Here is a 24,781-nt window from a genome sequence, read left to right as displayed (position 1 = left end):
TATCTTAGTTATTATCTAGCAGATTTTTGAATTATTAGGAATGTCATAATGAAACGAGTCGTAATCACCGGTATGGGTATTGTTTCAAGTATCGGTAACAACGTCGAAGAAGTTCTAGCGTCTCTTAAAGCGGGCAAATCTGGCATCACTGCGTCTGAGCAGTTCAAAGAACACGGTCTTCGTTCGCAAGTTTGGGGTGATCTAAAAATCAACCCTGCGGAACACATCGACCGTAAACAGATGCGCTTTATGGGTGATGCGGCTGCGTATGCATACCTATCAATGCAGCAAGCTATTGAAGATGCTGGCCTGACAGAAGAGCAAGTTTCAAACGATCGTACAGGTATCGTTGCTGGTTCTGGTGGTGCTTCTGCGTTAAACCAAACGGTAGCAACCGATATTATGCGTGAGAAAGGTGTGAAGCGCGTTGGTCCTTACATGGTTCCACGTACTATGTCTTCTACTGTTTCGGCTTGTCTTGCTACACCGTTTAAAATTCGTGGTGTGAACTACACAATGAGTTCAGCTTGTGCAACTTCTGCACACTGTATTGGTCATGCTATGGAGCTTATCCAGCTTGGCAAACAAGACATCGTATTTGCAGGCGGTGGTGAAGAGCTAGATTGGTCTCAAACCATGATGTTTGATGCAATGGGTGCACTATCGACTAAGTACAACGATACGCCAGAAAAAGCATCGCGTACTTACGATGCAGACCGTGATGGATTTGTAATCTCTGGTGGCGGCGGTATGGTCGTTGTTGAAGAGCTAGAGCACGCACTAGCACGTGGTGCAAAAATTTACGGTGAAATCGTAGGTTACGGCGCGACTTCTGATGGCTACGACATGGTTGCTCCATCAGGTGAAGGTGCAGTTCGTTGTATGAAGATGGCAATGCAAGGCGTTGACCACATCGATTACATCAACACACACGGTACTTCTACACCAGTAGGTGATGTGAAAGAACTAGGCGCGATTCAAGAGCTATTTGGTAAAAACAGCCCAGCTATCTCAGCTACCAAAGCAATGACTGGTCACGCACTGGGTGCGGCTGGCGTTCATGAAGCAATTTACTCAACGCTAATGCTAAACAACAACTTCATTGCTCCAAGCATCAACATTGAAAACTTGGACGAAGCTGCGAAAGGCCTAGATATCGTAACTGAAACTCGTGACGCTGAAATTGATACCGTAATGTCAAACAGCTTTGGTTTTGGCGGTACTAACGCAACGCTAGTTATCAAGAAATACCAAGGTTAGTCAGCAACAATGCTAATTGACATTGTTGGGGTTATTCGTCGGACGATATGAACCCTAACAAACCAGTTTCCAGAGCTTGATCAGTCTAACTGGTCGAACAGACGCAGACTTTATCCCAAGGAGAGCGGGATAAGATCCTTTTGTTCTGGAACCTTGCCCGGCTTAATGCCGGGCTTTTTATTTTTATACCTAAAGCACTTGGAAAAAGCTTGCTATTACGCTGTGTTACTTTTCTAGAACTCGCAGCCGTGACTACGCTCTTAATCCTGCATCGTGAAGCTACTTGGGTATAGTTCTTGAGATTTCTCGGGAAAAAGGCACAATCACTGCAATTCTAAAAAATGGATCTTAAAACGCTGGCGCTATGAAAATTATTGTTGATGAAAACATGCCGTATGCTGAAGAACTGTTCAGCCAAATCGGTGAAGTGATTCTAAAACCGGGCCGTTCACTAACGGCTGATGACTTGATCGATGTTGATGCACTTATGATTCGCTCGGTAACCAAAGTGAATGCTGAACTGATCAGTAAAGCGAACAAACTGAAGTTTGTTGGTACTGCCACAGCAGGCATGGATCATGTTGATCAGGCACTTATGCAAGAAAAAGGCATTTTCTTTACTGCGGCGCCGGGGTGTAACAAAGTGGGTGTTGCCGAGTATGTGTTCAGCGTAATGATGGTACTGGCACAGCAGCAGGGTTTTTCTGTCTTTGACAAGACGGTCGGCATTATTGGTGCTGGCCAAGTGGGTAGCTATCTTGAAAAATGCCTAAAAGGGATGGGTTTTAAGGTATTGATCAATGACCCGTTCAAACAGGAAGAGGGTGATCCTCGTAGCTTTACGCCGCTTGCCGAGTTAATTGAAGCATCAGACATCATCACCTTGCACACGCCAATCACAAAAGATGGCGAACATCCAACTCATCACATGTTTGATGAGACCGTACTTAATGGTCTGCGTGCTGACCAAATTCTAATTAACGCAGCGCGCGGCCCTATCGTTGATAACAGTGCATTGAAACGTCGTTTACAGAAAAACGATGGATTCACAGCGGCACTGGATGTGTTCGAATTTGAACCAGAGGTTGATATGGAGCTTCTGCCTCTGCTAGCATTCGCAACCCCTCACGTTGCAGGCTATGGTTTGGAGGGGAAAGCTCGTGGTACGACAATGATTTTCAACAGCTACTGTGAGTTCTTAAACAACGAATTACGTGCGCATGCCAGCGATTTATTGCCAACCGCACCAGTACCAAAAATGTTTTTGGACCGTGAGTGGGATGAAGCAACACTGCATAACATCACGCAGTTAATCTATGATGTGCGTAAAGATGACGCTCTTTTCCGTCGCGAAATCAGTAAGCCAGGTGCGTTTGACCTGATGCGTAAAAACTACTGGGATCGCCGTGAATACAGCGCTGTCACGCTAATGGGCAATCAATCATGCAATCTTGCGCCATTAGCCGAATTAGGTTTTCAGATTGAGGTAAGTCAATGAGCCAACAATACAATGTTGCCATTTTAGGTGCGACCGGTGCGGTCGGTGAAACAATTTTAGAAGTGCTTCAAGAACGCAAATTCCCAGTGGGAGAGCTGTACCTTTTGGCGAGTGAGCGTAGTGAAGGCAAGACTTACCGCTTCAATGGTAAAACCGTACGCGTACAAAACGTTGAAGAGTTTGATTGGTCTCAAGCGCACATTGGTTTGTTCTCGGCAGGCGGTGATTTGTCAGCAAAATGGGCTCCAATTGCGGCTGATGAAGGTGTGATTGTGATCGACAACACGTCGCACTTCCGCTACGAGTATGACATTCCGTTGGTTGTTCCAGAAGTAAACCCTGAAGCAATTGCAGAGTTCCGTAACCGTAATATCATCGCTAACCCTAACTGTTCTACCATCCAAATGCTGGTGGCACTAAAACCAATCCATGACGCAGTCGGTATCGAACGTATTAACGTTGCTACTTACCAATCTGTATCAGGCGCGGGTAAAGCTGGTATTGATGAGCTTGCAGGTCAAACTGCTAAACTACTGAATGGCCTGCCAGCTGAAACCAAACAATTTTCTCAACAGATCGCGTTTAACTGTATTCCGCAGATCGATCAGATGATGGAAAACGGCTACACCAAAGAAGAAATGAAAATGGTGTGGGAAACGCAAAAAATCTTCAATGACCCAAGTATTACCGTAAACCCGACTTGTGTACGTGTACCAGTGTTCTACGGTCATGCGGAAGCGGTTCATGTTGAGACTCGTTCGCCAATCGATGCGCAGGAAGTGATTAACCTACTTGAACAAACTGAGGGTGTTGAAGTGTTCCACGGTGAAGATTTCCCTACACAAGTTCGTGATGCGGGTGGTAAGGATCACGTGATGGTGGGGCGTATTCGCAACGACATCAGTCATCACAGTGGTATCAACATGTGGGTTGTGGCTGACAACGTACGCAAAGGCGCGGCAACAAACGCCGTTCAAATTGCAGAAGTATTGATCCGCGATTACTACTAAGTAGCCTTAGTTTTTAACTAACTTAGCTTTTAGTTACCCAACTATTTAGTTTCTTAACTTATTAGTTACTTAACGATAAACCTCGCTTCACATGCGAGGTTTTTTTGTTCTATCGGCGAATAATTGTGTGAGATTAGTACGAATATGGTGACACTCACACATTTTTTCCTCCTAAAGCTATAGTTTTGCTTGATATATCCGATATATTTAACTGCTCACCCTTTCACATTGTATCAAGCACAAAACTGAGCCTTCTATGCGTCAAATTTATAAGCGTTTGTTGACAACCTTAGTGTTGATGAGCGCGACTCAGATATCGTCAGTGGTTCAAGCCGAAGGAATTCGTCTGGTTGGACCGTCAGGTGAAGTGCAATCATCGCCTCGCTACGCGGAAGAGATTGAAAGAGCATTACCTGCTCCGCCTGTAAATTCTCAGCCTTCTCGTTTTATTGGGCCAACGGGTGAAAACCAAACTTTGTGGTCGATCGCTTCTCAAATACGACCTTCACGCAGCGTTTCTATTCAACAGACGCTGCTTGCTATTTATCGAATTAACCCTCGGGCGTTTGAAAATCAGAATATCCATGAGCTGATCCCGGGAAGCCGGCTTCGGGTTCCTTCTTTAGAGCAAGTGCAAAGTGCGACCACAGCGCAAGCCGTCGCGATCATGAAGGCGCATGAGGCAAAACTAACCCAGCAGCCTGCGCCGGTTAAACCTGAGTCTGTTAAAAGAGAAGCGTCAGTACAGTCCATCGCTCAACAGCCAAAGCCGCAGTCATCAACGCTACCATCACCAAAATCACAAGCACAACCAACGGAAGAGCCGGGCTCACTTTCGCCAAAAGCGGTTGTACCTCAGCAAGCGGAACCTTTTAATACCACAGCGCCGACGAGTCCCATTTCTGCAGTAAATACCTCCCCACAAGGTGAGCAGCAGGTCATCGAATTAAAAAACAAGCTGCAGGGCTCTCAAAGCGAGCTGGCATCACTGGAAGAGAAAAACCATCGTTTGCGTCTGATGCTGTCAGAAGTACAAAATGAAGTGCAAAATCTGAAAAGTGAACTGAACGACGAAGGCCGCATTCGTTCTGAAGTGGAAAAATTGCTGACAGAAGAGCGTCAACGCGCAGAGGAGCAACAACGCTTGCAACCGAGCGCGCTAGATAAATTTTTGTCTAATGGCTGGTTAGTCGGGTTAGCGGCTCTTATTCCAGGGGCTCTGCTTGCATTCTTGGTAGTCATGCTGCTTGGTCGCCGTGCTAAAGAGAACGAAGAGCAGGCCGCACTGCCACAGTCGCCAGCTGTTGATCCGCTTGCCGCACCAGCCGGTCTGGCAGTAGTGGATGATCTTGAAGAAGATCTGAGACTGGATGATGATTTATTCGCCGATGACTTACTCACTGATGATGATCGTGACCGTACGTCGTCTAAAGATGACATTCCAGAGTTAGAGAACGATGATTTTACTGGTCTCGAAGATGAAGGGCTTGATTTCAATCTGGAAGGTGAAGAAGGTGAAGACCCATTTGCCAGTATTGATAATGGCGGAGAGCTGGATGTAGGTTTTGATGAGTTTGAATCCTCTCCGACGGGCATAAAAGTCAACGGAGATGAAAAAGCGCTGGGGCTGGAGGAAATGGCGCGAGCGCTCGACAAAGCACCACACGAGTTTGACACTCTTGATGAGCCTGATTTTGACTTGTCTGACGGTGATAGCGGGGATAAATCAACAGATGATGAGATCGCAGAACGATTGGCTCAAGATGCCTCATCAGACTCATTACCCGGTCATCATGTTGACCAGGCAATGCTTGATGAGCTGTTTGCTGAACTTGATAGTGATGACCTCGATCTTGATGTTGACACAACGCCAGCCATAGACAGTGCTTTCTCAGTAGGGGAAGCATCAGATGATGAAATTGATAAGCTGTTGGCACAGTATGAACAGACTCATTCTGAAAAGTCAGACGTTAAGTCGGAGCCATCGTTTGAATTCGACAAGCAAGTGACTCATTCTCAAACTGAACACGATGACCTCCTTGCTCATCTGCAAGGGTTTGATGGCGTATCCGACAAAACTGAACTTGATGAAAACAGTACGGATTTGTTGGATGAAGTTATCGAAATTGATGATGAAGAGTCAGACAAAGCGTTTGATCCATTGAGCGAATTAGAATCATTAGCTGGCTTTGATAGTGAAGATATTGACGAGCTGGATGCCAGCAGTACGGATTTGTTGGATGAACTTTTGGACGCTGAAGTTAGCACCGAACTAGACGATGAAATCGCAACTGATCTTGATCCTTTCGACGAATTAATACGCGCAGATGCAACAACTGGGCAAGTTGATGAAGAAGAGCTTGAGCTAGAATCTGATTTAGATATTGCTGCTTTACTTAATGAAAATCAGGCAAACAATGAGCTTGAAACGCCGGATATGCAAGAGCCTGACAAGCAAACCAGCGAAGAGCTCGTCAGTCATGAACTTTTGGATGATATTGAGGATATTTCTCTAGAATATGATCCTTTAATGCGTGAGTTGGATGAACTGTTTGAGTCAGAACACGATGACGTTCAATCAATAGAGCCAGACAACAACGAGACTTTGTCAGATGTAGATGCCTCGCTTGGTGTGCAGGAGGAATCGGACAAACAAGCGATACCAGCTGAAACAGAAACGGCAGAGCAAAATGATGAAGCTGTTACTATCGATGAATCTGTTATAGAACCATCTGCAGAAAGCGCTGAAATCACCAAACAAGAGCCAGAGACCGAATCTACATTTACGCCAACGCCGAATGCGGTTGAAAACGAATTCGGTATGCCATCGGAAGAAGATTGGTTGCTGGATGATGTTGAACCAGAATCTGAGGCGAATCTGGATAAAGAGCCGATTGCCGCTAGGTCTGGTGAGAGCGTCGAGCATGTGCTGAATGCTGAAGAGCTGGGTCGACCAGAGTTAAGTGAAGCAGATGATGTGCCCTCCATACAAGATGAGTCTGAGTTACCGGAGTCCGAGCCTGAGGCGGGTGCTACAGAGCCAGAAGCAGAAGATTTCGAGTTTGACGAGTTAGAACTGCCTGAATTTGGTGAAGAAGAAGCGCTGGCTTCAATGGAAGATGAGCCTGAGTTATCAGCATCTGAACCTGAAGTGGATGCAGCCGAATTAGAATCAGACGACGAATTTGAATTTGACGAATTTGAGCTACCTGAATTTGGCGAAGAAGAAGCGTTGGCGTCTATGTCTGGGGCCGAGTTACCGGAGTCAGCTCAGCCTGAAATCGCTAAAATTAAGCTTCAATCAGACAACGACCACGATGCATTGTTTGAAGTGTTTGCTCACCAAGGTGGATTCGACAGCGAAGAAGAATCTGTTGATATCAGCCACGAACCAGAACTGAGTGGACTTGCTGAGTCAGATATGGCGAACTTGCTATCTGATAAAGAGGATTCAGAATCCTTTGATGGCAATTTAGACAGTAAAACCATCGATAGCGCAGGTATGGATCTTGAAACCATGCTTGATGTTGGTGATGATTGGGAAGGGTTCAAACCAGCCGCCACCGAAGCGACTTCAGAGGTTGAAGATGTAGCGGAAGAGCAGCGTGATATTTGGCGTTCAGAACAAGCCTTAACGCAGCCAGAGATCGAATCGGAAAACTGGGAAACGCAAACCGACCTCGCTGACTTCGACCCGAAGAAGAACCAGTTTATGACGATTGATGAGCTGATGGCGCAGGTCGATTTGGATGGAGGCGAGTTTGACGAAGAAGAGTTGAACCTGGATGTCGGACTCGATGAATTTCCTGATGTGATTGGTGAAATCAACGACATCGATGTTGATTCCGATGCTGAAGGGGCTGGTAAGCTCGACTTGGCCAAGATATACCTTGAAATGAATGACCGGAAAGGGGCGATCAAGTTATTGGAAGAAGCCATTGTATACGGTGAAGATGATATTCGTCGTGAAGCTAAGAACCTCATCGATACCATCAAAGGTCAATAAATAAAATAGGGTGGCGAGAGCTGCCCTTTTTGTATCTGGAATGAGTTACGTATATACTTCTCGGCCCATTTTAGAGTTCGAAGGTTAAGATGAGAATCGCATTAGGTATCGAATATAACGGTACAAACTACTTTGGCTGGCAACGGCAAAGAGAAGTTAAAAGTGTTCAAGAAGAGCTGGAAAAAGCGTTGTCCATCGTTGCGAATCATCCTGTAGAAGTCCAGTGTGCAGGTCGTACCGATGCTGGTGTACATGGTACAGGTCAAGTTGTTCACTTCGATACCAACGTAGATCGTAAAATGGTGGCTTGGACGATGGGCGCGAATGCAAACATGCCAAGTGATATTGCTGTTCGCTGGGCGAAAGAAGTCCCTGACGATTTCCACGCGCGATTCTCAGCGACTGCACGCCGCTATCGTTACATCATTTTTAATCATACATTGCGTCCGGGAATCTTAAACTCTGGCGTCAGTCACTACCACGGTGATCTGGATGAGCAAAAAATGCATGAAGCAGGGCAATATTTGTTGGGCGAAAACGATTTTTCGTCGTTCCGTGCCGCGCAATGCCAGTCCCTCAGCTCGTTCCGTAATATGATGCACTTGAACGTGACGCGTCATGGTAACTACGTGGTCATTGATATCAAAGCGAATGCGTTTGTTCATCACATGGTTCGTAATATTACTGGTAGCTTGATTAAAGTAGGGCGTGGTGAAGAAAAACCACAGTGGATCAAGTGGTTACTCGAGGCGAAAGATCGCAAAGTTGCGGGAGCAACCGCAAAAGCTGAAGGTTTATATTTGGTGGATGTGGATTATCCGCAAGAATATGATTTACCGCGTGTGCCGATCGGCCCGTTATTTTTGCCAGATAATTTGAACTAATTTTACAAACTTGCTTCAAAATACCGGTAGTTTAGGCTGGATTCGCTCGGAAACTATGCGCTATTAATGATAACAAAAATAGGTACAACCAGTTTTTTATCTACAGTAGCGGCAAGATATGGTTTAATCCGTCGTTGTTATTACGAATTTATATCTTTCGCAATGAAGCGGAAGAGTTGAGAGAAAAGGTCTTCCATGAGTTGGCTTGAAAAGATTTTAGAGAAAAGTAATCTTGTAAGTTCACGTAAAGCTTCTATCCCAGAAGGTGTGTGGACGAAATGTACCTCTTGTGAGCAGGTTCTTTACCATGCTGAACTGGAGCGTAACCTAGAAGTATGTCCGAAATGTAACCATCACATGCGTATGAAAGCGCGTCGTCGTCTGGAAACATTCCTGGATGAAGGTGAACGTGTTGAGTTAGGTTCGGAGCTTGAGCCTCAAGACAAACTGAAGTTTAAAGACTCTAAGCGCTATAAAGAGCGTATCTCTGCGGCGCAAAAGAGCAGCGGTGAAAAAGATGCATTGATAGTAATGCAGGGTGAACTGCTGGGTGTACCTCTAGTCGCTTGTGCATTTGAATTCTCTTTCATGGGTGGTTCAATGGGTTCTGTGGTTGGTGCTCGTTTCGTGAAAGCGGTCGAAGCAGCAATCGAAAACAACTGTGCACTCGTTTGTTTCTCTGCAAGTGGTGGCGCTCGTATGCAAGAGGCATTGATGTCTCTGATGCAAATGGCGAAAACCAGCGCAGCATTGGAGCGTCTGTCAGAAAAAGGCTTACCATTTATTTCAGTTCTGACTGACCCAACTATGGGCGGTGTGTCTGCAAGTTTGGCGATGCTTGGCGATGTTAATATCGGTGAACCTAAAGCTCTTATCGGCTTTGCGGGTCGTCGTGTAATCGAGCAGACAGTACGTGAAGATCTTCCTGAAGGCTTCCAACGCAGTGAGTTCCTGCTTGAGCACGGTGCAATCGATATGATCGTTGATCGCCGCGAAATGCGTCAGCGTGTGGGTGGTCTTATTGCTAAGATGACCAATCACAAGTCTCCTTTGGTTGTTTCGGTTAACGAATCTCCAACTGAAGAAGTTTATTCTGTACCAGAAGCGGACGAAAAAGGGTAAAGTATCAACTAACATAAAGCCAAAGAAATTAATGGTTAAAGTTAGATGACACAAAACTCAATTCCTCAAGCCACATCCTCTCTAGAGATGTGGCTTGATTATTTAGCAAATATTCATTCCTCAGCAATCGACCTTGGCTTAGACCGTGTTCAAGCGGTAGCAAACAAAGCCAATCTCACCAAACCTGCTCCAACGGTTATCACTGTTGCCGGAACCAACGGCAAAGGATCAACCTGTGCGTTAATGGAAGCGATTCTGTTAGACGCCGGATTCACTGTAGGTGTTTACAGTTCACCGCATCTTATTCGATACAACGAGCGTGTGCGCATCAATGGCGTAGACGTGGAAGACGCAAAACATTGTGAAGCGTTCGACTTTGTAGAAAAGCAAAGGGGTGACATCACATTAAGTCTGTTCGAATTCGGTACTTTGGCGGCGCTGCGTATTTTCCAAACTGAAAAGGTGGATGTCGTTCTACTTGAAGTCGGCCTGGGCGGTCGTTTGGATGCAACCAATGTCGTGGATCACGATGTCTCTGTGATTACCAGTCTGGCCATCGATCACGTTGATTGGCTGGGAGATGACATCAATGTGATTGGTTTCGAAAAAGCCGGTATCTACCGTCCGGGTAAACCCGCAATTTGTGGCCAGCCATTACCTCCTGCAACCGTAGCCGCGCATGCGGATGACATTGGTGCTGAGTTCTTCCAGGTCGGTATCCAATTCGATTATCAGCTCACTGAAAAAGGCTGGCAGTGGACGAGTGGTGCTTTTGACCTTGATAATCTTCCTGTACCGTCGTTACCGCTACCTAATGCGGCAACCGCGCTAATGGCACTTGGTGCTTCAGAATTGCAAATCACTGACATAAACATCGTCAATGGCTTGAATAATGCTCGGCTTGCAGGTCGAATGCAGGTTCTACAAAATGAGCCCGTAATCGTACTTGATGTTGCGCACAACCCACATTCGGCAGAATATTTAGTGGAAAAAGTGAAGCAACAGTATGCGGGTAAAAATATCCATACAGTGATTGCGATGCTTCACGATAAAGACATTAAATCGACCATCGAAGCATTGGCGGGCATTGCTACTGAATGGTACCCAGCATCGCTTACAGGCCCTCGTGCCGCGTCTGCGGATGAATTGTGCCAGTATCTACCGGAAGGGCAGATTAAGTTCCAAACCCCGGTAGAAGCATTTGAGCGTGCGAAAGAGAATGCTCGAGAGGACGACGTTATATTGGTGGTTGGCTCATTCCATACCGTGGGTGAGGTGCTGGAGCATTGGCAATCAAGTAATTAAGCAAAGAGAAGAATCAGCAAAGGTAATTTGATGGCAAGTAAATTTCAGAGTCGTTTGGTCGGCACTATCATTCTGGTTGCGGTGGGCGTTATTGTGCTTCCTGACGTACTAGATGGTAAAAAGCTTCACTACAAAGAAGAATTTGCCAGTATTCCTATCAAACCTGAGCTTGATAGCGATGTGGAGAACTTCGAGATATTAGAGCCAGTTGAAGATGATACGGCACTACCAGACTCTCCAGTAGAAGCGGTAGTACAGGAGTCGGAAGAACCTCAAGTTGCCGACGCTGAGCCGGAGCCAACTAATAATCCAACGCCTCACGTTGAGAAAACTAAGCAACCAGAGACGGTGGAAGTGGCTCCGCGTCCAGTGGAAGAGAAAAATCAATATGAAGATTCTGGTTGGATTATTCAGTTGATGGCGCTGAAGAATCACGACAATGCGGTTGCATTAGTGGCGGATCTCCAGAAGCGAGGTTACCAAGCTCATGCGAAAAAAGAAAATGGCTTTACTCGTGTAATTGTTGGTCCTGATGTGTCGAAAAGTAAACTTGAACGACAAGTTCAAGAATTACAAAAAATTACCGGCTCAAAAGGTCAATTGCTTAAATTTAAGCCGTTAAATCCATAAGAAAACGTTTGCGTCAGCATTTTTTCTGTTAAAATGCGCGCCAACTTAAGATGAAGAAAATATGAATTGGTTAGATTTTGTCATTTTAGGGGTGATCGGGTTTTCAGCTTTGATCAGTTTAGTTCGCGGTTTTGCTAAAGAAGCGTTGTCTTTGGTTATTTGGTTTGGAGCGTTTTTTGTCTCCAGTAACTACTACACCAAATTAGCGGTGTACTTCACCAACATCGAAGACGATATGTTTCGAAACGGAGCGGCGATTGCGGCGTTATTTGTCGCAACATTAATTGTTGGTGCAGTGGTGAATTACGTCATTGGTCAACTAGTACAAAAAACAGGGCTATCAGGTACCGATCGACTTCTTGGTATGGTGTTTGGTGGTCTACGCGGAGTGTTAATCGTTTCTGCGGTGCTGTTTTTTATGGATGCGTTTACTGCATTCCCAAGCTCGGATTGGTGGAAAGCATCACAGTTGGTTCCTGAGTTCAAACGTGTGATCGCTCCATTCTTCGAGCATTTACAAGCAACATCAAGTTTTCTGTCTGGCACTATCTAGTAGTGCCAGCTACTGTCGCAAATCGAGGATTAGGACATGTGTGGTATTGTTGGAATCGTGGGCACAACCCCTGTAAACCAGTCTATTTATGACGCGTTAACGGTGTTACAGCATCGTGGCCAAGATGCCGCGGGTATTTGTACCATAGAAAGCAATCGTTTTCGTCTGCGTAAGGCGAACGGTTTAGTTAAAGATGTGTTCGAAGCAAAGCATATGCAACGCTTGCAAGGCGACGTTGGTATTGGTCATGTTCGTTACCCAACTGCTGGTAGTTCAAGTGCTTCAGAAGCTCAGCCTTTCTACGTAAACTCTCCTTTCGGTATTACACTAGCCCACAACGGTAACTTAACGAACGCTAATCAAGTTCGCCAAAAGCTGTTTGAAAAAGACCGTCGCCATATCAATACGACATCAGACTCAGAAGTATTACTGAACGTCCTTGCTCATGAAATCGATTCTGTAAAAGGAAACGTCACGACAGAAGACGTGTTCCGCGCGGTTACAAACGTTCATCGCACGATTCGCGGAGCATACGCCGTAACAGCAATGATCATTGGCCACGGTATGGTTGCATTCCGTGACCCGAATGGTATTCGTCCTCTATGTTTGGGTAAACGTGAAGTAAATGGCAGAACGGAATACATGGTTGCGTCTGAATCTGTTGCTCTTGATGCAGTAGGTTTTGACTTTATGCGTGATATCGCCCCAGGTGAAGCTGTCTACGCGACATTTGAAGGCGAACTGTTTACCAAGCAGTGTGCCGACAATCCAAAGCTAAACCCATGTATTTTTGAATTCGTGTACTTTGCTCGTCCTGATTCATTCATCGACAAGATTTCTGTTTACAGTGCTCGTGTAGAAATGGGCAAAAAACTTGGTGACCGCATTCGTGAAGATTACGCCGATCTTGATATTGACGTAGTTATCCCAATCCCAGAAACGTCTTGCGACATCGCTTTGCAAATCGCTCAGGCGATCGACAAACCATACCGCCAAGGTTTTGTAAAAAACCGTTATGTAGGCCGTACGTTTATCATGCCGGGTCAACAACAGCGTAAGAAATCGGTACGTCGTAAACTGAATGCAATTCGCTCTGAATTCAAAGACAAGAATGTCCTTTTGGTGGATGACTCTATTGTTCGTGGTACAACTTCAGAGCAGATCATTGAGATGGCACGTGACTCAGGCGCGAACAAAGTCTACATGGTGTCTGCAGCTCCGGAAGTACGTTTCCCGAACGTTTACGGCATCGACATGCCAAGTGCGACTGAGTTAATCGCACACGGTCGTGACAACGAGACTATCTGTAAGCAAATTGGCGCTGATGCCCTGATTTACCAAAAACTGGAAGACTTGGTAGAAGCAGTTGGCCTTGGCAACCAAGATATCACACAGTTCGATACTTCAGTGTTTAATGGTGAGTACGTAACTGGCGATATTGACCAGCAGTATCTGGACTTCCTGGATGGTCTGCGTAACGATGATGCCAAGACACAGCGCGAGATTCAGCAAGACTTGGCAAACCTAGAATTGCATAACGAAGGCGCGTAATTTTCGCCCCATTTCAAATTGAAAAACCAGAGCTTTTGCTCTGGTTTTTTTATTTCTGACGACAATCAAGATGCATTAGTGAATGTTGTACGCAATCACGTAGTCGATGAACAGACGAACTTTTTCAGGTAAGTGGTCTTTGTGGTTATACAGCATGTAAATGTCTCGTGGGTTTGCGCTCCAGTCGGCCAATACACGTACTAAGTCACCGCGTTCAATATACTCTTTGATCATGACATCAGGCATGAGTGTAATCCCCAATCCGTCAGAGCAGGATCTGCGCACGACATTGAGCGCATTCGCCTGAAAACGAGCACGATCTGTGTTTACCACGGACTCGCCTTTGCTGTTATTCAGTGCCCACTTGATCAAGGGGTAACCTTTCAGAAGAGCATGGTTAGAGAGCTCTTCAGCATGCTCTGGTGCTGGATGTACAGCAAGGTAGTCAGGGCTTGCAACTAATATGTCTTTTACTTCACCGATTTTACGAGCAATCAGGCTAGAGTCACGCTGCGGGCCGACACGAAAAATGACATCCCATTCCGTTGGGTCCAGTTTGTCGGCGTTGGTCTCTGTAGTCAGCTCAATGTTGATCTCTGGGTATTGTTTCATAAACGCATTGAACATCGGCATCATCATGCGCTTGGTCAGGTTGGAAGGTGCAGAGATTTTGATCCTGCCCGATGCCCCGCGGCAATCGTCTGTAATTTCCTCTGCGGTTGAAGTAAGCCTTTGCAATAGAGGCGAACATTCCTTGTAAAAACGTTCCCCAGCCTCTGTGAGAGATAGCTTGCGTGCGTGACGGTTCAATAGTCGAAGATTCACAGAGTCTTCTAGCGCTTGAATGCGTCGGGTGATGGTTGCCACCGGGATCATGGTTTTTCGCGAAGTTGCAGTATAGCTCCCATTTTCGACAACCAGCCGAAACAGGTTTAAATCATCTAGTTTCATATTTCCTGACACATTAAATTACGATTTAAGGCTAATTTATAATTAACTTTGTAATTAAAGATTGCTTTAAGTCAACATGTTGCACCATTTGACCACAGCAAGCGTTTCTGAGCAAATCTAGATAGCTTGTAGAATATTTGTATAAACGCTTTTTTAAGACTACGTTTTATTAAAAGGTGAAATCACTCGAGGGATTGACTTGGGAAGATTTTGCTGGATGCAAATACAACAATAATAAATACATTGTAGAAAAATTGTTTTTTGACTGACCAATGTGAGGTGTAAAGGTATGTATAAGGCTCACAGTCAAACGGCAATGGTCTCGGTGCGGGAAGCGGTTAATCACAAACTAATTATGTTAGTGGACGATGATGCTATTTTTCGTAATGTAACCAATGCCTATTTAGAAAGTCAGGGTTTTGAAGTCGTACAAGCTGAAAACGGCCTAGACGCACTTCAACAACTTAGGGAACGCCAACCCGATCTTGTCTTATGTGATTTATCTATGCCCCTGTTAGATGGCATAGAGTTCGTCGAAGAAGTCAGCCTTGAATATCCATATTTGCCGCTTATTGTGGTTTCCGGCACGGATGAGATGTCGGACGTCGCCAAGGCATTACGTTTTGGTATTAAAGACTTCCTGCCTAAGCCAATAGGAAATTATAAGCACCTATCTCAGGCGATTGACAATACACTAGAGGATTGTGACTGCCACTTTTCTGAACAACGAGACTTTTCAAGTCAGTGGTTTAGAGTGGATGACGGTGGAGAGGTTCCTGATGAACAAGAACTCCACTGGCATTTAGAATACTTACAGCAAAACCCGAATGCAGCGAGAAATCTGTTACATGCTTTGTTACCTGACAAGGACACATCTCAAGGTGACTGGCGCTGTTCATATCGATTGCTACAGTCGACAGATGTTATGCCATTGGTATTTGATTATCGCTGGCTGATGAATGGACAGTTTGCTTTCTACTTGATTGATTCTGCTTCGCAGGAAAATGGTGGAGTAGGGACAACGTTGCTGGTAAGGGCTCTGTTTGATGATTACTTGCGTAACTTGAAGAGCTTTAGCGCGGATCTCAAAGACATGGCAAGTATCATGGAGAAGGGGATCGAATGTTCCGATTGCGCAGGCGCAGTAAATGCTGTGTTTGGTGTTGCTGACCTGGCATCCTCAACGGTTTCCATCTTAACTGCGGGTTTAGAGTGTCAGTGGTCGAATGGTGATGCAACTCAGCACATTAGCGCAGGAAATCGTTTGGGGGACGGAAGTTTGAAAAACTTTATAACTCGTGACTTGCCGTTAAGTACAGCAGGACAATTGTCTATCGGATGTCTTGGTTCCTCAAGTTTTACGCTTAATATCGCTCGTCACGATTCGTAGAATAGCCCTCCTTTATTAAAAAAATTGTACAAAAGCAGTGCGTTGCGCTGCTTTTTGTCTTGTCAAATGAGATCTGAACGATGAATAACCTTACTTTTTGTTTGTATTTATAGTTGGCGGTATAAGGTATAGTCTGCGTCTAAACAATAATGACCCATTTGTGTAACTTGCGGTTAACGTTACGTTGTGGGGAAACAAAGTCAAATAGTGAGAAGAGACATCATGGCAGACAAAGAGTTTAAAGAGCCTTATAATATTGCGTACTTTTTAGGTTTCATTGCAGTACTTATGATCCCTACGTTACCTGCAACGCTAACTTGGTTGCGTGTGCTTAACGGTTACGCAGGCTAAGAATTTAGCTATTTGTTTTCTGGAGTTCACCATTCGTATTAAGCGCTATTTTTTCAATACTGTTGGTGGACTCTGCATTGTTCTGGGCATTGCCGGAATTGTTCTCCCTCTTTTGCCAACCACTCCATTTATCTTACTTGCCAGCGCTTGTTTTTTGCGTGGCAGTCCTGCATTTCGCGATTGGTTACATAATCACAACACCTTTGGTCCCATTCTATACAATTGGAATAAGAATAAGGCCGTCGATCCTAAGGTAAAGCTACGAGGCTCGATTTTTATTGTGCTTAGCTTTACGGTTTCTATCTTTGTTGCCCCCATCATGTGGGTGAAAATTGTCCTGTTGATCATGGCAATCGTTTTACTCAGCTGTTTTATGCGCCTACCTGTGATTGAGTCGGTTGCTGACCGGGAAGAAAATCACTAAGATTGTAGGGAATAGTGTGCCCGCTCTTCGAGTGGGCGTTTGTATTTTCAGCGCCTGTGACTTTTACAAAATAAGCACATTGTGATGAAAACCTATTGTTCGTTGCCCTCGTGAAACTGAGATAAGATAGAGGGCGATGAGCTAATCTAAGTAAACCGGTATTATGACTACAGAAACAATTTCACTGATCAAATCTAGCATTAAAAGCATTCAAGATTACCCAAAACCAGGAATCCTTTTCCGTGACGTTACTAGCCTTCTGGAAGACGCTACGGCGTATCAGGCGACTATCGGCCTATTGGTTGAGCGTTACAAAGAGATGGGTTTCACAAAAGTTGTGGGTACAGAAGCTCGAGGCTTCCTATTTGGTGCGCCACTAGCTCTTGAGTTAGGTGTTGGTTTTGTTCCGGTGCGTAAGCCAGGTAAGCTGCCACGCCCAACGATCGCACAATCGTACGAGCTTGAGTACGGCATGGATACTTTAGAGATCCACATCGATGCAATCGTAGAAGGTGATAAAGTACTTGTTGTCGACGATTTACTGGCAACTGGCGGTACTATCGAAGCAACCGCTAAGCTTATTCGCCAATTAGGTGGTGAAGTCGAGCACGCTGCTTTTGTTATCAACCTGCCAGAAATCGGTGGTGATAAACGTTTAGAAGCTTTGGGCATAAATGTATACAGCATCTGCGATTTTGAAGGACATTAATACATTCAATGAGTTATTTAGCTTTAGCGCGAAAATGGCGTCCTAATCAGTTTGACCAGGTCGTGGGCCAAAAACATGTCCTCACGGCGTTGGAAAATGCATTAGCGCAAAATCGCCTCCACCATGCATACTTGTTTAGTGGCACTCGTGGTGTTGGTAAAACAAGTATCGGTCGATTGTTCGCCAAAGGGTTGAACTGCGAAACTGGTATTACCGCAACACCTTGTGGTCAATGCGATACTTGCCGTGAAATTGATGAAGGTCGATTTGTTGATCTGCTAGAAATCGATGCGGCATCGCGTACTAAAGTTGAAGATACTCGCGAACTGTTAGACAACGTTCAATACAAACCTGCCCGCGGGCGCTTTAAGGTGTATCTCATCGATGAGGTACATATGTTGTCGCGCCATTCTTTCAATGCGTTGTTGAAAACATTGGAAGAGCCACCGGAGTACGTGAAGTTCTTGTTGGCGACAACCGATCCGCAAAAGCTGCCTGTGACGATTTTATCTCGTTGTCTGCAGTTCCATCTCAAGCCAATCAGTGTTGATGATATTCACCAGCAACTAGATTACATTCTTGGGCAGGAACAAGTTTCTGCCGAGCCGAAAGCGTTGGGGATGATTTCTCATGCGGCTGATGGCAGTATGCGTGATGCTTTAAGCCTGACTGATCAAGCGATTGCTCTGGGTAATGGTGTAGTGCAAACGCAGATCGTGAGCCATATGTTGGGCACGATCGATACCGATCAGGCGATTCATCTGCTGGAGTCGATCAGCAGCAAGCAGCCTCAACACGCCATCGATAAAATCCAACAACTGGCGTCAAATGGTGTCGAGTGGGATGGTTTGCTACAACAAGTGGCGACCCAGTTACATCGCATTGCCATGTATCAAGCTTTGCCGTCTACCTTAGATCAAGCTCAGCCAGATGCAGAAAAAATCGAATTATTGAGTAAAGCGCTCAGTCCACAAGATGTACAGCTTTACTATCAAATTGCGATCAAAGGTCGTGAAGACCTCGCGTTGTCGCCAAATGGCCGCGTCGGCATGGAAATGATCGTATTGCGCATGATGGCATTTCGTCTGTCGGCAAATAACAGTGCCAATGTCATTTCTACGGCGGGGCAACTACAGTCTGCGTCTGCACCGAGTGTGAATCAGCAAAAAGCAGAGACAGCTCCAACTCCGCAGACTTCGGTTCAACAACCGCATCAGCGTCCTGCTCATAAGCCTTTAGAGCGAACGACTGCTCAACCAGTCAGCCAGCCGATGGCCAATAATCCAGCACCGATGCTAGAAGAGCCGCAATATCAGCCTGATTACCAACCAGGCGGTTACGAGATGGCACCAGCGCAGTATGATATGGCGCCACCTGTGAGTGAGAACCCAGTTCCTGAATCGGTTTCCCAACCATCGGCGCAACCTCAACAAGTGGCTGACAGCGCTCCAGCAGCGCCCGCACGTGGAGGGTTAAGTGGTTTGCGTCATCAACTTCGCTCACAGCGTCAGGGCTTACAGCAAAATGCACCTCAACAAAGTGGTGGGCCAAAAAAGTCTAAAGCGGCATCTGCAAAACCAGAGTCGGTGATTGACCGTGTAGCGCTACGACACGGTAATTCCGCGCAGGTGTCGTCAACTACACTCCAGGCGGAAGAGCAAGCGATTGAAGAAGCGTATCGTTGGCGTCCGAGTAAGCCGACCGAGACAAAAGTTAATACGAAGCTGACACCTACGCAGCTCAAGCAAGCTCTTGAGCATGAAAAAACGCCAGAAATGGCGCAAAAGCTGGTTGATGAATCTCTAGAGCAAAATGAGTGGGCAAAACTCGTCAGTCTGATGAACATGCCTAAGCTGGTGGAGCAACTTGCGCTAAACTCACATTATAGTAAAGAAGGTTCGACCGTTTCTTTGCAGCTGAGAAGTAGCCAGGCACACTTAAATACAGATAGAGCACAAGCGGAGTTACTCCATGCCTTAAATACGATTTTAGGTGAGGACTGCCACTTGACGGTTGAAATTGGCGAAAGTGGCGAAACACCGCTGGAGCTGAGAGACCGACTCTATCAAGAGAAGTTAGAACAAGCACTGAATAGTTTAGAAAGCGATCCAAACGTTCATTTTATTGAACGTAGATTCGCTGCAGAGCTTGATAAAGATAGTGTGCGCCCTATCTAACTATCGAACGGAGTGGGGTTGAAAATGCAAAGTTCAGACCCCATTAACTGATGCAACACCCAATTAAACCAGAGAGATAAACATGTTTGGTAAAGGCGGTATGGGCAACTTAATGAAGCAAGCCCAGCAAATGCAAGAGCGCATGCAAAAGCTTCAAGAAGAAATTGCGAATATGGAAGTAACTGGCGAGTCTGGTGCTGGTCTAGTTAAAATAACCATCACGGGTAGTCACAGTGTGCGTCGTGTTGACATCGATGAAAGCTTGATGGAAGACGACAAAGAGATGCTGGAAGATTTGATTGCAGCAGCATTTAACGATGCAGCTCGCCGTGTTGAAGAAACTCAAAAAGAGAAAATGGCTTCTGTAACTGGCGGTATGCAACTACCACCAGGTATGAAAATGCCATTCTAATCTGCTGAATATTATTTAAGCGGATTTTCAATGCGTACCAGTCATATGCTGGAACAGTTGATGGAGGCCTTACGTTGTCTACCTGGGGTTGGCCCCAAGTCGGCACAGCGTATGGCCTTTCATTTGTTACAGCGAGATAGAAAAGGCGGTTTACAACTCGCCGATGCTCTTAACCAGGCAATGACAGAAATTGGCCATTGTTCTGAATGTCGAACTTTTACTGAAGAAGACGTTTGCCACATTTGTACTAACCCAAAACGCCAGGAGAATGGCCAAATTTGTGTAGTAGAAAGTCCGGCAGATATCGCTGCAGTCGAGGCGACGGGCCAGTATTCAGGCCGATATTTTGTCTTAATGGGTCACTTGTCTCCACTTGATGGTATCGGACCAAGTGATATTGGTTTGGACGTGCTTGATTATCGCCTCCGTCGAGGTGATATTTCTGAAGTTATCCTGGCGACCAACCCAACAGTGGAAGGGGAAGCAACAGCCCATTACATCGCAGAACTGTGTAAAGAACATCAGGTCGAAGCAAGCCGAATTGCTCATGGTGTTCCAGTCGGAGGTGAACTCGAGTTTGTTGATGGAACGACTTTGTCACATTCGCTATTGGGTCGACACAAGCTTTAAACTATCCAAAACTAAAATAGAAGCCGCTCAATGATGAAGCGGCTTTTATCTTTCGCTTTGCTGTATTTGTATTGTGACCATCGTTAGAGAATTAGTCGTTTGAGTCGGATGCAAGCAAGTTTTTGTAGATAACAGCACCTAAAACACCACCGATGATAGGTGCGATCCAGAATAGCCAGAGTTGAGATATGGCCCAGTCACCTACATAGATAGCGACACCAGTACTCCGTGCAGGGTTTACGGAGGTGTTAGTGACAGGGATACTGATTAGGTGAATCAATGTCAGACACAGGCCGATAGCGATAGGACCAAAACCTTGAGGTGCGAGCTTGTCCGTTGCACCCATGATCACAATTAAGAACATCATGGTCATCACCACTTCAGTGACCAATGCTGCTAGCATCGAGTATTGGCCCGGCGAGTGCTCACCATAGCCGTTTGAAGCAAAGCCTGATGCCGCGATATCAAATCCCATTTGACCTGCAGCGATGACATAAAGTACGCCACCAGCAATGATACCGCCGATAACTTGCGCAATAATATAAGGCAGAACATCTTTGGTTTCAAAGCGGCCACCAGCCCAGAGACCAACCGTCACGGCTGGGTTTAGGTGGCAACCAGAAATATGTCCAATGGCAAATGCCATAGTCAGAACGGTTAGACCAAACGCAAGAGATACACCTAAAAGTCCGATCCCCACTTCTGGGAATCCAGCCGCTAATACCGCACTGCCGCAACCACCTAGTACTAACCAAAATGTACCGAAAACCTCAGCCAAATACTTATTCATATAATTTCCTATTTTGTATTTATTGATTTGCTGAACATAGTTGAGAACCGTCAATAAAGTGTGAGTTAGGACACGAAAGGATAATAAAAGTAATGGTTTGAGCGAATCTGTCTCAGAGATGAAACCTAGATGGATAGAAAGAGGTGAAATAACCTTGGTTATCATGGGGGTAAATGATATCCAAGGTGAGGTTCTATATATTGAAAGTGTGGCTTGGGCTAAGTTAACTGTTCTAGTTCAGTAATATTCGTCAGTGCTTCTTGATTGGTTTTTCCACAGACTACAGGACATGGTTTGAAATCGTGGCACACTTTTGGTCTTTCTGGCTTTCCGAATAGTTTACAAAGGTTGTCCTCGTTAAGTTGCACACAACGAGTGCCGGCGGGTTTTCCATTCGGCATCCCAGGGATCGGTGAAGAGATACTTGGGGCAATACAACAAGCGCCACAGCCTAATCGACAATCCATAATGTAAACCTCTTAAAAAATTGAGGGGGCAATTATGGTCATTTTGGCGTAGATTGGAAGGGCTGCTCATTAAAAAAGCATAAGAGAAGCAAAATAACTGCCTTGCCTTTTACACCGCACAGTCGATTACTTGAGAAAACGGTGGCAGACTTGAACTTTTGTTGTGAGAGAGGTATAAATCGCCCCTAATTCCCCAGGCGAGACTGAAAGTATGAGCACTCCATTTTGGCAAAGTAAAACGTTAGAACAGATGACGGAAGAGGAGTGGGAGTCTTTGTGTGATGGCTGCGGTAAGTGTTGCCTTCACAAGCTCATGGATGAAGATTCAGATGAAGTGTATTACACCAATGTCGCGTGTAGCTGGCTAAACAGTAAAACATGTTCTTGCAAAGATTACCCGAATCGATTTTCTTCAGGAGAAGAGTGCCTGAAACTTACGCGCGAAAAAATCCCGGAGTTTAACTGGTTGCCTCTAACCTGTGCGTATCGTCTATTGGCTCAAAATAAGCCGCTACCCGATTGGCATCCACTGATTACTGGGTCTAAATCAGCGATGCACGCAGCCGGTGAGAGTGTGCGTAATCGTGTGGTTTATGAAATTGATGTCGTAGATTGGGAAGATCACATTATCGATTTACCTAATGAGTAAACATACCAATAACTTTCTACAGTGCTAAAAGTGAGTGTTGTAAAGATGGCTAACTAAGAGGTCTGACAAACTTTTAGTGTGTCTCTCACCTCACTTTTACATCTACTACAGTCTTTTGACCCGTATTTATCTTTAGGTAATGTAGAATAAACAAAGGTTGTTTCACTTGCCTGATTCGCCTCTGCTCGATTTGAACAGACACAGTTTTTATGAGGTAAAAATGACGTCTTACTTCCCCCAGAAAATTCGCCTGAAGCCTTGGTTTGCGGTACTTTCTCTTTTCATTTTGATGATGAGTCATTTTTCTGTAAGTGCCGCAGAAAAAGATGAGCCACCAGTTGTATCTCCGGCAGAAGCTGCAATCGATAATCTGAATATCGATATTATCGACTTAACTCAGAGTTTAACCCAGACAGATGGCGATGAACGTGATGCGCTGCAGTTACAGCTTTTTCAAAAAAACCAAGAGCTAAGAAGTCAGCTAGCCACAGCGATTAATGGAGAGTCTATTCCCCACGATAAGCTGGTTAAACTGGTCAAAACTCAAAAGCAATATACTGAAGATGCGGCGAAATATCTGGCATCGAAAACGAAAGTGGCGGTTGAGAAGCTAAGCCAGGCGAAAGACGAAGAAAAGCTATCGTTAGTCAATGACTATCGTGAAATACAGCGTTATTTGGACGTTATTTTTGAGGCAAGTTGGCAAAATTTTGCTTGGTTAGAGCAACTCGGCGTTCAGAATAAGCGTGGTGAATCAGATTTTAAAGATCTGGTAGATAAACGCATCCGTTTGTTGTCGGCATCAATGCAATACTTGCGTCAGCAGAGTCAAATTATCAGCGCACAGATTTCTTCCAGCCCTGAATCAGAAAAGGCTTCTCAGCAACTGAGCCAAATGCTTATTAAGCAGAGGTTGGATATCGCAACTGGGAGTTTGCGTAATCTCATCTCTATTGCCGATAAAATTGGTATAGAAACCTCTGAATACAAACGTCAGATCTTCGAAGTAACGGGCAGCATCACACACGATCTGCTTGATAGCAAAGTTGTTTGGTCGATCATCAGCCACTGGTCAAACTCGGCGGTGGATTGGCTAGCTGGAAATGCACCTCAGCACCTATTCCAACTGTTTATTTTCGTATTAATTTTGGTCATCGCCCGTGCATTGGCAAAATTGACTCGCAAAGTCATGCGTAAGGCGGTGGCGTCTAAGAACTTAAAACTCTCGCACCTGATGCAAGACTTCTTTATCTCAATGTCTGGCAAGTTCGTATGGGTGATAGGGATTATGGTGGGCTTATCTCAGATAGGCTTGAACCTCGCGCCAATTCTTACCGGTTTCGGTATTGCCGGTGTAATCATTGGTTTCGCATTGCAAGATACATTATCGAACTTCGCGGCGGGCATGATGTTGCTTATTTACCGTCCATTCGACGTTGGTGATTTTGTTTATGCTGGTGGTGTCGATGGTAAGGTAAGCCATATGAGTTTAGTGAACACCACGATTCGTACCTTTGATAACCAGATCATTATTGTCCCGAACAGCAAAATCTGGGGTGATGTCATTAAAAACGTCACGCACGAGCGTATTCGTCGTGTAGATATGGTTTTTGGAATAGGCTACGCCGATGACTTGCTAAAAGCGGAGTCGGTACTAACGGACATTATTACATCTCACCCAGCAGTGCTACGAACACCTGAGCCAAATATCAAAGTTCATACGCTTAATACCTCATCGGTGGACTTTATTGTCCGTCCTTGGGTGAAAACCGACGACTACTGGGATGTGTACTGGGATGTTACCAAGGAAGTGAAGCTTCGCTTTGACCGTGAAGGTATCTCTATCCCATTCCCGCAACAGGATGTGCATCTGCACATGGTTGAGAAGAAAGACGCTTAATTATTTACTTTCGACTATAAAGGCACTCTCATAGTAGGGTGCCTTTTTGTATCTGTTGGAGCGAGCATTTCAATTATCGGTTTGACGGCGAGTAGTGGAAGCGCCAGAAACA

Annotated in this window: 22 protein-coding genes; 19 read left to right on the top strand and 3 right to left on the bottom strand. The window is 45.3% G+C overall.

Annotated features, from left to right (window positions below; genetic code table 11):
* Window positions 1–48 precede the first annotated feature (48 nt).
* The 10 genes from fabB (at window position 49) to purF (ending at window position 13,819) form a co-directional block, all read left to right on the top strand.
* On the top strand, window positions 49–1,260 hold the full coding sequence (gene fabB, locus ACWYU8_RS02415) for a beta-ketoacyl-ACP synthase I (protein WP_457516823.1): 1,212 nt from the start codon (window positions 49–51) through the stop codon (window positions 1,258–1,260).
* Window positions 1,261–1,624: 364 nt separating this feature from the next.
* Window positions 1,625–2,758 (top strand): 4-phosphoerythronate dehydrogenase, encoded by a 1,134-nt coding sequence (locus tag ACWYU8_RS02410; RefSeq protein ID WP_457516822.1) that lies wholly within the window; start codon window positions 1,625–1,627, stop codon window positions 2,756–2,758.
* Window positions 2,755–3,768, top strand: coding sequence for an aspartate-semialdehyde dehydrogenase (locus ACWYU8_RS02405; protein ID WP_457516821.1), 1,014 nt, complete (start codon window positions 2,755–2,757; stop codon window positions 3,766–3,768). The genes ACWYU8_RS02410 and ACWYU8_RS02405 overlap by 4 nt, the downstream gene beginning before the upstream one ends.
* Before the next feature lie 256 nt (window positions 3,769–4,024).
* A complete protein-coding gene (locus tag ACWYU8_RS02400) occupies window positions 4,025–7,774 on the top strand; it encodes a FimV/HubP family polar landmark protein (RefSeq protein WP_457516819.1) in 3,750 nt (1,249 codons plus the stop codon).
* Between the two features lie 89 nt (window positions 7,775–7,863).
* Entirely contained in the window at window positions 7,864–8,658 is a 795-nt protein-coding gene (gene truA, locus ACWYU8_RS02395) for a tRNA pseudouridine(38-40) synthase TruA (RefSeq protein WP_457516817.1), read from the top strand.
* A 195-nt stretch (window positions 8,659–8,853) separates the two neighbouring features.
* Window positions 8,854–9,780, top strand: coding sequence for an acetyl-CoA carboxylase, carboxyltransferase subunit beta (gene accD, locus ACWYU8_RS02390; RefSeq protein ID WP_457516815.1), 927 nt, complete (start codon window positions 8,854–8,856; stop codon window positions 9,778–9,780).
* Window positions 9,781–9,825: 45 nt separating this feature from the next.
* A complete protein-coding gene (folC, locus tag ACWYU8_RS02385; RefSeq protein ID WP_457516813.1) occupies window positions 9,826–11,085 on the top strand; it encodes a bifunctional tetrahydrofolate synthase/dihydrofolate synthase in 1,260 nt (419 codons plus the stop codon).
* 30 nt (window positions 11,086–11,115) lie between these two features.
* Window positions 11,116–11,715, top strand: a complete 600-nt coding sequence (locus ACWYU8_RS02380; RefSeq protein ID WP_457516811.1) for an SPOR domain-containing protein — start codon at window positions 11,116–11,118, stop codon at window positions 11,713–11,715.
* A 61-nt stretch (window positions 11,716–11,776) separates the two neighbouring features.
* A complete protein-coding gene (locus ACWYU8_RS02375) occupies window positions 11,777–12,268 on the top strand; it encodes a CvpA family protein (protein ID WP_457516810.1) in 492 nt (163 codons plus the stop codon).
* Between the two features lie 36 nt (window positions 12,269–12,304).
* Complete coding sequence (purF, locus tag ACWYU8_RS02370; RefSeq protein WP_457516808.1) at window positions 12,305–13,819, top strand: amidophosphoribosyltransferase; 1,515 nt, start codon at window positions 12,305–12,307, stop codon at window positions 13,817–13,819.
* Between the two features lie 75 nt (window positions 13,820–13,894).
* Here purF and ACWYU8_RS02365 read toward each other — a convergent pair whose 3' ends face one another.
* Window positions 13,895–14,770, bottom strand: coding sequence for a LysR family transcriptional regulator (locus tag ACWYU8_RS02365; RefSeq protein WP_457516807.1), 876 nt, complete (start codon window positions 14,768–14,770; stop codon window positions 13,895–13,897).
* Between the two features lie 289 nt (window positions 14,771–15,059).
* Between ACWYU8_RS02365 and ACWYU8_RS02360 the strand changes: the two genes are divergently transcribed.
* From ACWYU8_RS02360 to recR, 7 genes are all read left to right on the top strand, one after another.
* Window positions 15,060–16,160, top strand: a complete 1,101-nt coding sequence (locus ACWYU8_RS02360) for a response regulator (protein WP_457516805.1) — start codon at window positions 15,060–15,062, stop codon at window positions 16,158–16,160.
* A gap of 222 nt (window positions 16,161–16,382) precedes the next feature.
* Window positions 16,383–16,511 (top strand): hypothetical protein, encoded by a 129-nt coding sequence (locus ACWYU8_RS02355; RefSeq protein WP_457516803.1) that lies wholly within the window; start codon window positions 16,383–16,385, stop codon window positions 16,509–16,511.
* A 19-nt stretch (window positions 16,512–16,530) separates the two neighbouring features.
* Window positions 16,531–16,935, top strand: a complete 405-nt coding sequence (locus tag ACWYU8_RS02350; RefSeq protein ID WP_457517324.1) for a YbaN family protein — start codon at window positions 16,531–16,533, stop codon at window positions 16,933–16,935.
* Window positions 16,936–17,098: 163 nt separating this feature from the next.
* Window positions 17,099–17,644, top strand: a complete 546-nt coding sequence (apt, locus tag ACWYU8_RS02345; RefSeq protein WP_457516801.1) for an adenine phosphoribosyltransferase — start codon at window positions 17,099–17,101, stop codon at window positions 17,642–17,644.
* An 8-nt stretch (window positions 17,645–17,652) separates the two neighbouring features.
* Complete coding sequence (dnaX, locus tag ACWYU8_RS02340; RefSeq protein ID WP_457516799.1) at window positions 17,653–19,821, top strand: DNA polymerase III subunit gamma/tau; 2,169 nt, start codon at window positions 17,653–17,655, stop codon at window positions 19,819–19,821.
* Window positions 19,822–19,903: 82 nt separating this feature from the next.
* A complete protein-coding gene (locus ACWYU8_RS02335; RefSeq protein ID WP_457516797.1) occupies window positions 19,904–20,233 on the top strand; it encodes a YbaB/EbfC family nucleoid-associated protein in 330 nt (109 codons plus the stop codon).
* A 30-nt stretch (window positions 20,234–20,263) separates the two neighbouring features.
* The gene (gene recR / locus ACWYU8_RS02330) at window positions 20,264–20,863 is read left to right on the top strand and encodes a recombination mediator RecR (protein ID WP_444496561.1); all 600 of its coding nucleotides are present in this window, start codon (window positions 20,264–20,266) and stop codon (window positions 20,861–20,863) included.
* A gap of 91 nt (window positions 20,864–20,954) precedes the next feature.
* Here recR and aqpZ read toward each other — a convergent pair whose 3' ends face one another.
* Together aqpZ and ACWYU8_RS02320 are read right to left on the bottom strand one after the other, a co-directional pair.
* On the bottom strand, window positions 20,955–21,653 hold the full coding sequence (aqpZ, locus tag ACWYU8_RS02325) for an aquaporin Z (protein ID WP_457516795.1): 699 nt from the start codon (window positions 21,651–21,653) through the stop codon (window positions 20,955–20,957).
* Between the two features lie 218 nt (window positions 21,654–21,871).
* Window positions 21,872–22,120 carry a YkgJ family cysteine cluster protein gene (locus tag ACWYU8_RS02320; protein WP_457516794.1) on the bottom strand — a complete coding sequence of 83 codons (249 nt, stop codon included), beginning with the start codon at window positions 22,118–22,120 and terminating at the stop codon, window positions 21,872–21,874.
* A gap of 211 nt (window positions 22,121–22,331) precedes the next feature.
* Here ACWYU8_RS02320 and ACWYU8_RS02315 point away from each other — a divergent pair, with 211 nt between their 5' ends.
* Together ACWYU8_RS02315 and ACWYU8_RS02310 are read left to right on the top strand one after the other, a co-directional pair.
* Window positions 22,332–22,769, top strand: coding sequence for a YcgN family cysteine cluster protein (locus ACWYU8_RS02315; RefSeq protein ID WP_457516792.1), 438 nt, complete (start codon window positions 22,332–22,334; stop codon window positions 22,767–22,769).
* Between the two features lie 289 nt (window positions 22,770–23,058).
* Window positions 23,059–24,669: a mechanosensitive ion channel family protein gene (locus ACWYU8_RS02310; RefSeq protein WP_457517323.1), complete on the top strand. Its 1,611-nt coding sequence runs from the start codon at window positions 23,059–23,061 to the stop codon at window positions 24,667–24,669.
* The last annotated feature ends 112 nt before the right edge of the window (window positions 24,670–24,781 follow it).

The organism is Vibrio limimangrovi, from assembly GCF_054064025.1.
Note: the sequence above shows the minus strand (reverse complement) of the source record. Positions and strands in the feature narration are given on the sequence as shown.